The sequence below is a fragment of the Acinetobacter sp. YH12132 genome, from assembly GCF_013418645.1.
Lineage (GTDB): Bacteria > Pseudomonadota > Gammaproteobacteria > Pseudomonadales > Moraxellaceae > Acinetobacter > Acinetobacter indicus.
Genome location: NZ_VPBR01000002.1, coordinates 280,533 through 292,935 on the forward strand (window position 1 = coordinate 280,533; position 12,403 = coordinate 292,935).

Below are 12,403 nucleotides of genomic sequence, written 5' to 3' on the forward strand. Positions count from 1 at the left end.
CTGAGCAATGGCATTTAAAATTACAAAGGTGAGTATCAAGATGAGTTTAAGCCGAGGCATTTATCAGCATTATAAAGGGCAGTTGTATCAGGTGTTGCATGTGGCCACGCACAGTGAAACCGAGGAAAAGCTGGTGGTCTACCAGTGTTTATATGGTGATTATTCCATTTGGGTTCGACCACTGAGCATGTTTACCGAATCGATCAGTCTGGAAGATGATCGTGAATTACCGCGTTTTAAACTGGTTCAGGAAATGATGTGAGAGGTGAAATTGCTGCACCTCAATTCAAGGTCGCAACGAGACCTTGTTAAAGTGTAAATCGTACTCCAGATATTTTTGCACAAAAGCAGCTTTATCATGACTGCGTAGCAGATTGTTATAGATAAATTCTGGCACAGGATGATAAAGCTCTGCCAACCCATTGTTATAAAATATTTTTAAGTAGCGTGTTGAAGTATTGTATTTGCAGAAGGTTACAGTCAGGACAGTTTCCATTAGCCATTCCTCCTTTATTGTGTTTGGAATCGTTATAGTTTGACCATATGCTAAATGCAGAGCCGGATGTATTACTGATTTGTAAGAATTTTCAACTTTATCCGCGAAAGTCTAGTGTTGTGTGCCAACACTCCCGGTCAAAGCGCAGCGTATGGGGACAATCTGCACCACGGTTGCAGCAACACTAAACATTCACTGCAAAAAAACTACACTCAGAAAAATCAGAATCTTCTAAGCTTAGCGGCATCTCTGTAATAAAAACAATCGACTGAGCCATTCTCATGCAACTTTTTCAGTGCAGTTATTGTCAGCATCCGATTTATTTCGACAATACCCAGTGTACCGTGTGCCAGCATTATTTAGGTTTTGATGCACAATATATGCATATGCTGGCGTTGCAACCGGGTCAGCGGGCAGGGGAATTTGTTGAACCGGTCACGCAAAAGGCTTACCGTTTTTGCCAGAATCATCAGCATCAGGTCTGTAACTGGATTATTCCGTTTGACAGTCTGGAGCAGTTTTGTCCGGCCTGCCGTTTAAACCGGATTATCCCGGATTTAAACCAGCCGCAATATTACTGCCGCTGGCAAAAAATCGAGTTGGCCAAGCATCGCCTGGTCTATGCCTTGCTGCGCTGGAATTTGCCTTTACTGAGCAAGCTGGAAAGTCCTGAACGTGGGCTGGTGTTCGACTTTAAGGCCAATCCGAATGATGATCGTGCTCCCAAAGTCATGACCGGCCATGCCAGCGGGGTGATTACTTTAAATATTGCCGAAGCCGATGATGTCGAGCGGATGATGGCCAAGCAGAATATGGCCGAAGTGTACCGGACTTTGCTGGGGCATTTCCGGCATGAAATTGGCCATTATTATTGGGATGTTCTGGTGGCGAACAGTGATTATCTGGCACGCTTTCGGCAACTTTTTGGGGATGAGCGCGCCTGTTATCAGCAGGCGGTGAAGGACTATTATCAGCACGGCGCACCAAGCAACTGGATGGATGCCTATATTAGTGCCTATGCCACCATGCATCCGTGGGAAGACTGGGCGGAAAGCTGGGCGCATTATTTACATATTGTTGATGTGCTGGAAACGGCAACTTCTTTTGGCATGAGTATTCATCCGCAAATTGTGCATGAAGAGCAGCATTTTATGTACTTCAAGCAACGTGAAAATCCGTATTTTTTGACCGACTTTAACGAGATTTTTCAGGCCTGGTTGCCAGTGGCTTTTGCCATGAATAGTGTGAATCGGAGTATGGGGCAGGAAGATTTTTATCCCTTTGTGATTAGTCCGAAGGTGATGGAAAAATTACAACTGATTCATCAGGTGATCCATGGTTTGCCGCCAGTTTCGGACAATCCAATTCCTGTAGATGGTTAATGCTTGATCCATCATCAAACCCTCATCTATCATAAAATCATCCCACCTTATAAACGGCGGCATTGTCCTGTTTTATCGCCCTGTACCGTGTTACGTCCACCCACCGGTGGTGTCGCGTTATTTTCACATTCCAGATTGCCATCGACCTGATTACGGCTAATATTCAGCGTACCCCGATTGTTTTTGAGCTGGATATTGCCATTTACACGGTTATTGTGCAGCTGGGTCAGCTTGCCGCGTTCCAGTTGAATATTGCCTTCAATGCGGTTATTGGTCGCCACCAGCTGTGCAAAACGGCCTTTGGATTCCAGATTGCCATCAATATGGCTGTTTCGGAGAATGGCTTTGGCACCATCGGCCAGCATGACATTGCCATCGACCTGCACATTAATTAAGGTGCATTGCTTGCCAACGAAAATATTGTCGGAAATCGAACGATCTTTTAAGCTGCCGCTACACTGCACATCAGCCCAGGCCGGCAGGGACAGGGTGGTGAATAAGGCTGCAATTAATAGGGTTTTCATCGGTCTATCCATAGCGCATTTTTCAGTAGCTTAATCAACGCAGATGAAAATAAAAAGAATCTACAGCAGCTAAAATTGAGTAAAAATGTAAGCGCATCAATAAAAAAACCACGCGATCAAGCGTGGTTTTTTTCAATCAGTTTAATCTAATACAGATTAGATTTTACCAACTAGGTCGATTGAAGGAGCAAGTGTTGCGTCGCCTTCTTTCCATTTTGCTGGGCAAACTTCACCTGGGTGAGCGTGAACGTATTGAGCAGCTTTTACTTTGCGAAGAAGTTCTTGCGCGTCACGGCCGATACCACCCGCGTTGATTTCGATGATCTGGATTTTGCCTTCTGGATCGATGACGAAAGTACCACGATCAGCAAGACCGTCAGCTTCAATTAATACTTCGAAGTTTTTAGACAGTGTCCAAGTTGGGTCGCCAACCATTACGTATTGGATTTTTTTGATTTCTTCTGAAGAATCGTGCCAAGCTTTGTGCGTGAAGTGAGTGTCAGTAGAAACTGCATAGATTTCAACGCCTAATTTTTGGAATTCAGCGTAGTTGTCAGCAAGGTCACCAAGCTCAGTTGGGCAAACGAAAGTGAAGTCAGCTGGGTAGAAGAATACAACTGACCATTTGCCTTTAAGATCAGCTTCAGTTACTTCAACGAATTGACCGTTGTGGTAGGCATTTGCTTTAAATGGTTTAACTTCAGTATTAATTAAGCTCATCATTGTCTCCATGATTGAGGTTTGTTTTGAATTTCAATTAGATTATAGAAATTTGCTTTATTGCTGAAATGGTATTTTTACATTACCACCATCGGAAAAACCGAATTGATGATTGTTTAAGCCATATTCAGGCGGTGTGTATTATTATGTAGCCGAAAAATATGATGACCACATGACAATTAAAAAGTACACCTTTTTCATTCCTCATCAAACATGATGTCAAGCTCGGTAAAATTCAAGGGTAAAGCAAAAATATTTTTTATTTTTAGGCAGACTGCTTGGAAATGTTCGTCATCGTCACAATCTAGAAGCCACCGTACTCAGTTTGCGGACAGCGGATTCGCTGCAAAAGCAGACAGGTTGGAGGGTCTGTTCGTTCATTTCATGGGCGGATTCTTCCGCTGGCTGTCATTACAGCGTAAAATAGCCGATTGATATTTTTTTATTTAAATTAGGAATCTTGTTCTGTGCAGAGTCATTTAAATGTAGATCAACTCGTTATGGCGCGTGACCGTCATCGTTTAAATCGACTGCGTAAAGGAAAAGATGCAAATGAAAAACAATATTCTGAGCTATTTGAAAAATCCAATCTGAAAGTTCGGGAACGCCTGGGCCGTATTCCAAACATCAAACTGAATCAGGATTTGCCGGTCACCCAATACGCCGACAAGCTGGTTGAGGCAATTCAAAAACATCAGGTGATTATTGTGGCGGGGGAAACCGGTTCGGGGAAAACTACCCAGTTGCCGCAAATTGCCATGCTGGCCGGGCGCGGTTTAACCGGTCTGATTGGTCATACCCAGCCGCGTCGTCTGGCCGCGCGCAGTGTCTCGCAGCGGATTGCCGAAGAAGTCGGTGAAAAACTTGGTGAATCCATTTCCTTTAAAGTCCGTTTTAATGAACAGGGCTCGCAGGATTCGCTTGTCCGCTTAATGACTGATGGTATTTTACTGGCAGAGCTGGCCAATGACCGTTACTTAAGCAAATACGACACCATTATTATTGATGAAGCGCATGAACGTTCCCTGAACATTGACTTTATCATGGGCTATTTAAAGCAGCTGTTGCCACGGCGTAAAGATCTCAAAGTGATCATTACCTCAGCGACCTTGGACGTAAACCGTTTCAGCAATTACTTTAATGGCGCGCCGATTTTTGAAGTCGAAGGGCGCAGCTATCCGGTTGAGGTACGTTACCGTCCCATTTCCGAACTGAGCATTGGCGGCAGTGATGATGATGAGTTTGATGACTTTGAAGAAAACCTGCCGCGTGCAGTGGTGCAGGCGGTGGAAGAATGCTTTGCCGATGCACAGGAAAAAGGTCATCCTGAACATGCCGATATTCTGGTGTTTGCCAGCACCGAGCAGGAAATTCGTGAATTACAGGAAACCTTAATCAAGCATGGCCCGCGCCATACGGAAGTGTTGCCGCTATATGCACGTCTGGCCCTGGCCGAGCAGCAGAAAATCTTTAATCCATCGGGCGGTGGCCGACGGATTATTATTGCTACCAACGTCGCGGAAACGGCGTTAACTGTACCGAATATCCGCTATGTGATTGACAGTGGTTTTGCCCGGATTTCACGTTATAACTATCGTTCACGTGTACAGCGTCTGCCCATTGAAGCAGTTTCGCAAGCCGCAGCCAACCAGCGTAAAGGCCGTTGTGGCCGTATTGCACCGGGTGTCTGTATCCGTCTGTATTCGGAAGAAGATTTCTTAAGCCGTCCGGAATTTACCGAACCGGAAATTAAACGCACCAACTTAGCTTCGGTGATTTTGCAGATGCAAAGTCTGGGCCTCGGTTCGCTGGAAGATTTTGATTTTATCGAGCCCCCAGATCATCGACTGGTCAATGATGGTCGCAAGCTTTTGATTGAGCTTGGCGCAATGACGGAGAAGAAAGCGAATCCGTCTAAAGCGACTGACGAAAATAATAATCTCCCTCTGTCTAAAAGAGGGGTTAGGGGAGATTCCTTAACCAAAATTGGCCAGCAAATGGCAAAAATGCCGATTGATCCACGTCTGGCACGAATGATTCTGGGCGGGGCACATTTTGGTGCCTTAAATGAAATTCTGGTAATTGTGGCGGCACTGGCGGTGCAGGACCCACGGGAACGCCCGGCCGACAAACAGATGCAGGCCGATCAAAAACATGCCTTGTTCCGTGAAGCCGATTCCGATTTCCTGTTTTATCTCAAACTCTGGGATGCCTTGCTGGCCAATCGTGACTTGAGTGAAAACAAGCGCCGAAGCTTTGCCCGTAACCATTTCCTGAGCTGGTTACGTTTACGTGAATGGAAGAAAACCCATGAGCAGCTGGTCGATCTGGCACAGGGGTTAAAACTGTCTTTCAATGAAAAGAAAGCCAGTTATGAAAATCTGCACCGGGCTTTATTAACCGGACTGTTATCGTTTATTGCCAATAAAACCGATGAACGTAATGTGTTTATGGCGGTGCGTCAGCAAAAAGCGCGGGTTTTCCCAGCCTCAACCTTGCATAAGACCAATACCCCGTGGGTGATGGCCTTTGAGATGGTGGAAACCTCACAGGTGTATTTGCGAACCCTGGCCAAAATTGAGCCGGAGTGGATTCTTCTGGCGGCGCGTGATCTGTTAAAACATCATTATTTTGAACCGCACTGGTCGAAAAAAGCCGGAGTGGTCAATGCCTATGATCAGATTTCACTGTTTGGTTTAATCATTGAACCGAAACGTCAGGTGAATTATGAAAAGGTCGATCAGCCGGCGGCGCATGAGATTTTCCTGCGCGATGCCTTGACTACCGGTAACTTGGGAATTATGCCGCCGTTCTTAAAGCATAATTTACTCAAACTGGAAGAAGTGGAGCGGGTCGAAGACAAGCTGCGCCGCCGCGATCTGGTGGTAGATGAAGAAACCATCTATCAGTTCTATGCCGCAAAAGTGCCGACAGATGTGGCCAGCCGCCGTTCTTTTGAAGACTGGCGCGCGACCGTCGAGCCGAAAGAGCCACGTTATTTATTTGTTGATGATGATGCCTTGTGGCTGAATGATCGCCCGACCACGCAGCAATTCCCGGATTATCTGCGTAATGGCGAATTGCGTCTGGCGGTCAGCTACCGTTTTGATCCGAGCCATGATGAAGATGGCGCAACGGTAAAAATTCCGGTTCAGGCCCTGCCACAGGTCGATGAAAATATCTGGTCATGGGGGATTCCGGGCTGGCGTGAAGAGCTGATTGAAGCGCTACTGAAAGCCTTGCCGAAAGATAAACGCCGTAACCTGGTGCCAATTCCGGATACCGCGCGCAAACTGACTGCACGAATTGATGCGACGCATCTGCGTGAGCATATTTTCAGCTTCCTGGCTTTTCAGCTGCGCGGCGATCAGATCACTGAAAAAGACTTTAGCTTTGAACGGGTCGATCAGTATTTGCTGCCGTTTATTAAAGTGATTGATGAAAAAGGCCGAGTCATCGAACAGGGACGTGACCTGAGCGAGCTGAAAGCCCGCTGCCGTACCGAAACCCATAGTCCGGTGAAACAGCTGAAAGGTGAATTTAAAACCTTCCCGGACAACTTTGTGTTTGAAGCCTCGCAAAAAGTCACTGGTGTGGTGGTCAAGCAGTATCAGGCGCTGGTACCGACCAAAGACTTTGCTGCGCTGGAACAGAAAGATGAATCGGGTGTGGTGATTCAAACCTTTAATGATCAGGCAGAGGCAATTAAACAGCATCGGGCCGGGGTGATTCGCCTGATTCATATGCAGCTGGGTGATTTAATCCGCCAGCTGAAAAAACAGATTTCTAAACCGCTGGCGCTGGCTTATTCTCCGTTGGGCGATAAAGCACAGCTGGAACAGATGCTGGTCTATGCCACCTTGCAGATGTCAATTGATGACTTGCCAGTCAACGCTGAACAGTTCCAAACGCTGCTACTTGAGGTAAAAAAATCATTCCTCAGTCATGGACAGAAAGCGCTGTTCAGCTTTAATGAGATTTATATTCAATGGCAGGATATCCGCCGTAAACTGCTGATGCTGGATGAGTCGGTCTTTGCCAAAAATATGGATGATATTGAAGATCAGCTGGACCTCATGAACCTGGCCGATTTCGTGTATAACAAGCCAGCAGACGTCTGGAGCGAATATCCACGTTATCTGAAAGCGCTGGTGCTGCGTTTGGAACGTTTGCCGAATAACCTGCAACGTGATGATGCCGCCATTGTGCAGATTGACCCGTGGATGGACAAACTGTTCAAGTTTAAAAATGACAGCCGCTTGAAAGAATTGTACTTTATGGTGGAAGAATTGCGCATCTCGTTATTCTCGCAGCCAATGAAGACCAAGATGCCAATTTCGCCAAACCGGCTACAAAAAGTATGGGAAAAGCTGGGAATCGGTTAAGATAGAGAGAATTTCAAAAAGGAGTTTTACATGGGCATTCGCATTACCGGTACGGGCTTATTCCATCCTGAAGATGTCATTACCAATGAAGAGTTAGTTGAAAGTTTAAATGCTTATGTGGAACAGTATAACTCGGCCAATGCTGACAAAATTGCAGCGGGCGAGTTAGAAGCACGCCGTGGCTCAAGTGCAGAATTTATTGAAAAAGCCTCTGGCGTGAAACGTCGCTACGTGTCAGAGAAAACCGGTCTGCTTGATCCAAACCGTTTACGTCCACATTTAAAAGAACGCGCTGATGATGAAATCTCGCTTCAGGCCGAGTGGGGCGTAATTGCAGCCAAACAGGCAATGGAAAATGCCGGTGTCACGGCTGAAGACATTGATGTGGTGATTCTGGCCTGCTCGAATATGCAGCGTGCCTATCCGGCGGTGGCCATTGAAATTCAGACTGCACTCGGGATTCAGGGCTATGCCTATGACATGAACGTGGCCTGTTCAGCAGCAACCTTTGGTTTAAAACAGGCGTATGATGCCATTAAAAGCGGTGCGCGCCGTGTCTTGCTGGTGAATGTCGAAATTACATCGGCACACAATGATTTCCGTTCGCGTGACAGCCACTTTATTTTTGGCGATGTTGCCACTGCGTCAATTATTGAAGACACCGACAGCAAAACCGGTTTTGAAATTGTGGACACTCAGTTATTTACCCAGTTCTCGAACAACATCCGTAACAACTTCGGTTTCCTGAATCTGTCTGAAAATGCCGATATTGATGACAAGCGTTTCCGTCAGGACGGCCGTAAAGTCTTTAAAGAAGTGTGTCCACTGGTTGCGAAAATGATTACCGCGCAGCTGGAGAAAAATGCGATTGCACCAGCCGATGTAAAACGTTTCTGGTTGCATCAGGCCAATGCCAGCATGAACGAACTGATTCTGAAACTGGTGGTTGGTAAAGCGGCTGCGGAAGCAGATCCGGCGTTGGTGCCAATTATTCTTGATGAGTTTGCCAATACTTCATCTGCCGGGGTCATCATTGCCTTGCATCGTACTGCGCATGAAGTGAATGATGGCGAATATGGCGTGTTATGTTCATTTGGTGCCGGCTACTCGGTGGGCTGTATCCTGGTACAAAAACACGTGGTTTAAGGGGCAGAGATTGCAGGTCCAGCATGATGCAAAATGGATCAAGACGCTGAGCGCCTTATCTAAACGCTATTTCACGCCGACCTTTTTAGGCAGTGAATATATTGATGCATCCCGACCTGCCATGTATGTGGGCAATCATTCCCTTTACGGGATTTTTGATGCCCCCGTTATTATTGATTATCTGTTCAATGAACATCAGGTGGCTGTGGTTAGTATTGCCGACCACAGCCATTTTTATTTGCCAATCTGGCGCGATATTGTCAAAAAGTTCGGCGCAGTCGATGGCCAGCGTGAATATGTGCGTGCCTTGATGCAGCAGGGCTATTCGATTCTGGTCTTTCCGGGTGGCGGACGTGAAGTGCTGAAACATCCGGGTGAGCAGTATCAATTGATCTGGAAACAGCGCTACGGCTTTTTACAGTTGGCACAGGAATTTCAGTACGACATTATTCCTTTTGCTGCCTTTGGCCCTGATGATATTTTCGAGTTTGGTTTTGATGCCAGAACCGTGGTGCAGCATCGTCTGTTTCAGAAACTGCTCAAAGTCCCTCAACTGGATAAATTATTACGTCATGGCGATGTGATTCCATCATTACCGAAACACCTGATTCCCAAGCGGGTACCTTTTTATTTTCAGTTTTTGCCACCGGTAGAGGTCGGGCAGAGATTAGGTTCTGAAGATTTGACCATGCTGCGAGAGGAAATCGCTCAGCAAATTTACCAGAGCTTAGCGCAGCTAAAAGCCCGTTCAACTGGGCACTCATCCTCATAATAGCCGGGTTGTGCCTGAGTTTAAGCCCGCATAAGTGATTTTTGATAAAAATAACGAGAAAACTTTATGAAAAATAATGCTTAGGTTAAGATGAACCATCCTTTTATTTGAAGTCTTTTGAACAGCTATGCAACCATTTGTTCTCTATAACTCAGAGCAGCGCAAAAAAGTAGAATTCGTGCCACGCGTCGATGGACAGATCGACATGTATGTCTGCGGTATGACCGTGTATGACTACTGTCATATTGGTCACGCGCGTGTCATGGTTGCATTTGACTACATCATCCGTTTCTTGCGGAGTCAGGGCTGGAAAGTCAAATATGTACGCAATATCACCGATATTGACGACAAAATTATCAAACGTGCCAATGAAAATGGCGAGAGTATTACCGCTTTAACCGACCGCTTTATTCAGGCCATGAATGAAGATGCAGAAAACCTCGGCTGTCTGGCTCCGGATGAAGCACCGCGTGCCACTGACTATATCGACCAGATGCAAAATATGATCGGCAATCTGGTTGACAAGGGCACCGCTTATCCGGCTTCAAATGGTGATGTTTATTTCCAGGTTGAAAAATTTGCAAAATATGGCCGTTTGTCTGGTCGTAAACTGGAAGATATGCAGGCTGGTGCTTCAGAGCGTGTCGATGTCGAAGTGGAGAAAAAACATCCATTTGACTTTGTGCTCTGGAAACATGCCAAAGAAAATGAACCGGCCTGGCCATCACCGTGGGGCAAAGGTCGTCCGGGCTGGCATATTGAATGTTCGGCGATGTCGACCTGCTGCCTGGGCAATCATTTTGATATTCATGGTGGTGGTTCAGACCTGATGTTCCCGCATCATGAAAATGAAATTGCCCAGTCTGAAGCCTCTACCGGTGAGCAGTATGTTAATTACTGGATGCATGTGGGCTTTATTAATGTCGATGGCGAGAAAATGTCAAAATCGCTCGGCAACTTCTTCACCATTCGGGATGTGATGGAGAAATTCCATCCGGAAGTGATCCGTTATTTCATCGTGTCTTCACACTATCGTAGTCCGGTGAACTTCTCGGATGTAGCACTAAAAGAAGCCAAGACGGCGCTGTCCCGTTTCTATCATTCATTTAAAGCCTATCAGGCCGTGTATGGCGACAAGCTGTTAGAAACGCTAGATGACACATTGGTCGAACGTTTTAATACCGCAATGCGGGATGATTTTAATACCGCGGAAGCGATTGCAGTGCTGTTTGAAGTCAATAAAGAACTGAACCGCGCGGTGAAAGAAGAAAATGCCGAACAGGCAGCAATCTTCTATGCTACCTTGCGTCATCTGACCAATATTCTTGGTTTGGTACAGCACAATGTCGATGAATTCCTGAAGTCAGACATTGGCCAGGATGCACTTGGTTTATCTGAAGAACAGATTGAAGATCTGATTCAACAGCGTAAAGATGCCAAAAAAGACAAAAACTTTGCCCGTGCCGATGAAATCCGTCAGTCTTTGCTCGATCAGGGCGTGGTGCTGGAAGATACCCGTCAGGGTACCGTTTGGCGTCGTGCTGATTAAATCACCACTTGGAAGCATAAAGAGTTGACAGTTGTATGAAACTCTCTATAATGCACTTCCATATTGCGGGAATAGCTCAGTTGGTAGAGCACAACCTTGCCAAGGTTGGGGTCGCGAGTTCGAGTCTCGTTTCCCGCTCCAAAATTTTAAAAGCCTCAGTCAAATGATTGAGGCTTTTTTTATGCGTTTTTATCCAGATATGAAACATTATCCATTATCTACACTCAAACTTAGCTTAACTGCCTGAGCTAAAAAATGAGACTCATGTTCACCATCTTCCTGTGCTGTGGTTTATCAACAACAGGCGGAATCATGAAGAAATCGTGTGAAATCTTATACATTTAAAAACGTGACATTTGCATAGATATGCTAAAATTGCGAAAATTAATTTCTGCTTGAATGAAGACCGTTCAGCCCTGAACGAAGGTTAAAAATTTGAATTCTGAAAACATGTCAAACCCGATTGATTTTCAAGGTGTGGCGCTCAGTACCTTGCGTATAGAAGAACAAGCTCTGCAAACACTGGCCACACAAATTGACGAGCGCTTTAGCCGCGCCTGCGAAATTATTTTGCAATGTAAAGGCCGTGTGGTGATCACCGGTATGGGGAAATCCGGGCATATTGGCCGTAAAATGGCGGCGACTTTTGCCTCGACCGGTACACCTTCATTCTTTATGCATCCGGGCGAAGCAGGACATGGCGATTTAGGCATGCTGGTACGGGGTGATGTGCTGATTGCCATCTCCAATTCTGGCAAAAGTGATGAAATCATGATGCTGATGCCGCTCATCAAACATCTGCAAGTGCCGTTAATTACCATCAGCGGAGATGACAGCGGCCCAATGCCACAAAATGCCGATGTGGCTTTAACTTTAGGGAACATTCAGGAAGCCTGCCCACTGGGTCTGGCACCGACCTCGAGCACCACCGCAACATTGGCCTTAGGGGATGCACTGGCTGTGGCCTTACTTGATGCGCGTGGGTTTACCGCAGATGATTTCGCCCGTTCCCATCCTGCGGGTGCTTTGGGTAAACGCTTGCTGTTGCATGTCAAACACTTAATGCATACCGGCGCCGAGCTGCCAAAAGTCGCGCCAGAAACCCCAATGAACAAAGTGCTGTATGAAATTTCCGACAAGCGTTTGGGGCTGACCACGGTGGTGGATGAACAGGACACCTTATTAGGAATTTTCACTGATGGTGATTTGCGCCGTTTAATCGACAAACAGCAGGGCTTTGATATTCATCTGCCGGTGGCTGAAGTCATGATCAAGCAGCCTGCGACCATTTCTCAGGAAGCCCGTGCGGTTGAAGCACTGGCACAGTTACGCGATAAAAAAATTAATCAATTTGTAGTGGTCAATGATGCACATCAGGTGATTGGTGTGATCAGTATGCATGACCTGATTCAGGCCGGGGTAAATTAAA

General features: G+C 46.2%; 10 protein-coding genes and 1 tRNA gene. 8 read left to right on the forward strand and 3 right to left on the reverse strand.

Annotation, left to right across the window (positions count from 1 at the left end; translation table 11 throughout):
• Positions 1 to 40: 40 nt before the first annotated feature.
• The gene (locus tag FTU67_RS03485; RefSeq protein WP_005178842.1) at positions 41 to 262 is read left to right on the forward strand and encodes a DUF1653 domain-containing protein; all 222 of its coding nucleotides are present in this window, start codon (positions 41 to 43) and stop codon (positions 260 to 262) included.
• A gap of 24 nt (positions 263 to 286) precedes the next feature.
• Here FTU67_RS03485 and FTU67_RS03490 read toward each other — a convergent pair whose 3' ends face one another.
• Positions 287 to 496 carry a KTSC domain-containing protein gene (locus tag FTU67_RS03490; protein ID WP_005178841.1) on the reverse strand — a complete coding sequence of 70 codons (210 nt, stop codon included), beginning with the start codon at positions 494 to 496 and terminating at the stop codon, positions 287 to 289.
• A 281-nt stretch (positions 497 to 777) separates the two neighbouring features.
• Here FTU67_RS03490 and FTU67_RS03495 point away from each other — a divergent pair, with 281 nt between their 5' ends.
• The gene (locus FTU67_RS03495) at positions 778 to 1,878 is read left to right on the forward strand and encodes a putative zinc-binding metallopeptidase (protein ID WP_180061411.1); all 1,101 of its coding nucleotides are present in this window, start codon (positions 778 to 780) and stop codon (positions 1,876 to 1,878) included.
• Positions 1,879 to 1,925: 47 nt separating this feature from the next.
• On the opposite strand, the gene FTU67_RS03500 is transcribed toward FTU67_RS03495, so the two are convergent.
• Complete coding sequence (locus FTU67_RS03500) at positions 1,926 to 2,402, reverse strand: hypothetical protein (protein WP_005178836.1); 477 nt, start codon at positions 2,400 to 2,402, stop codon at positions 1,926 to 1,928.
• A 156-nt stretch (positions 2,403 to 2,558) separates the two neighbouring features.
• Positions 2,559 to 3,122, reverse strand: a complete 564-nt coding sequence (gene ahpC / locus FTU67_RS03505) for an alkyl hydroperoxide reductase subunit C (RefSeq protein WP_005178834.1) — start codon at positions 3,120 to 3,122, stop codon at positions 2,559 to 2,561.
• 467 nt (positions 3,123 to 3,589) lie between these two features.
• On the opposite strand from ahpC, the gene hrpA reads away from it, so the two are divergent.
• From hrpA to FTU67_RS03535, 6 genes are all read left to right on the forward strand, one after another.
• Positions 3,590 to 7,507 (forward strand): ATP-dependent RNA helicase HrpA, encoded by a 3,918-nt coding sequence (gene hrpA / locus FTU67_RS03510; RefSeq protein ID WP_180061412.1) that lies wholly within the window; start codon positions 3,590 to 3,592, stop codon positions 7,505 to 7,507.
• 30 nt (positions 7,508 to 7,537) lie between these two features.
• Positions 7,538 to 8,653, forward strand: coding sequence for a beta-ketoacyl-ACP synthase III (locus FTU67_RS03515; RefSeq protein ID WP_016659123.1), 1,116 nt, complete (start codon positions 7,538 to 7,540; stop codon positions 8,651 to 8,653).
• 10 nt (positions 8,654 to 8,663) lie between these two features.
• Positions 8,664 to 9,425: a lysophospholipid acyltransferase family protein gene (locus FTU67_RS03520; protein ID WP_180061413.1), complete on the forward strand. Its 762-nt coding sequence runs from the start codon at positions 8,664 to 8,666 to the stop codon at positions 9,423 to 9,425.
• A 127-nt stretch (positions 9,426 to 9,552) separates the two neighbouring features.
• Positions 9,553 to 10,974, forward strand: coding sequence for a cysteine--tRNA ligase (cysS, locus tag FTU67_RS03525; RefSeq protein ID WP_127798772.1), 1,422 nt, complete (start codon positions 9,553 to 9,555; stop codon positions 10,972 to 10,974).
• A gap of 65 nt (positions 10,975 to 11,039) precedes the next feature.
• Positions 11,040 to 11,115 (forward strand) — tRNA-Gly (locus tag FTU67_RS03530).
• A gap of 309 nt (positions 11,116 to 11,424) precedes the next feature.
• Positions 11,425 to 12,402: an SIS domain-containing protein gene (locus FTU67_RS03535; RefSeq protein WP_005178820.1), complete on the forward strand. Its 978-nt coding sequence runs from the start codon at positions 11,425 to 11,427 to the stop codon at positions 12,400 to 12,402.
• Position 12,403 lies beyond the last annotated feature (1 nt).

Excerpts from the sequence above, each read along its gene's own strand:
- cysS (WP_127798772.1), top strand. The coding sequence starts at position 9,553 with ATGCAACCATTTGTTCTCTATAACTCAGAGCAGCGCAAAAAAGTAGAA.
- ahpC (WP_005178834.1), bottom strand. The coding sequence starts at position 3,122 with ATGAGCTTAATTAATACTGAAGTTAAACCATTTAAAGCAAATGCCTAC.
- FTU67_RS03485 (WP_005178842.1), top strand. The coding sequence starts at position 41 with ATGAGTTTAAGCCGAGGCATTTATCAGCATTATAAAGGGCAGTTGTAT.
- FTU67_RS03495 (WP_180061411.1), top strand. The coding sequence starts at position 778 with ATGCAACTTTTTCAGTGCAGTTATTGTCAGCATCCGATTTATTTCGAC.
- FTU67_RS03515 (WP_016659123.1), top strand. The coding sequence starts at position 7,538 with ATGGGCATTCGCATTACCGGTACGGGCTTATTCCATCCTGAAGATGTC.
- FTU67_RS03490 (WP_005178841.1), bottom strand. The coding sequence starts at position 496 with ATGGAAACTGTCCTGACTGTAACCTTCTGCAAATACAATACTTCAACA.
- FTU67_RS03535 (WP_005178820.1), top strand. The coding sequence starts at position 11,425 with ATGTCAAACCCGATTGATTTTCAAGGTGTGGCGCTCAGTACCTTGCGT.
- FTU67_RS03500 (WP_005178836.1), bottom strand. The coding sequence starts at position 2,402 with ATGAAAACCCTATTAATTGCAGCCTTATTCACCACCCTGTCCCTGCCG.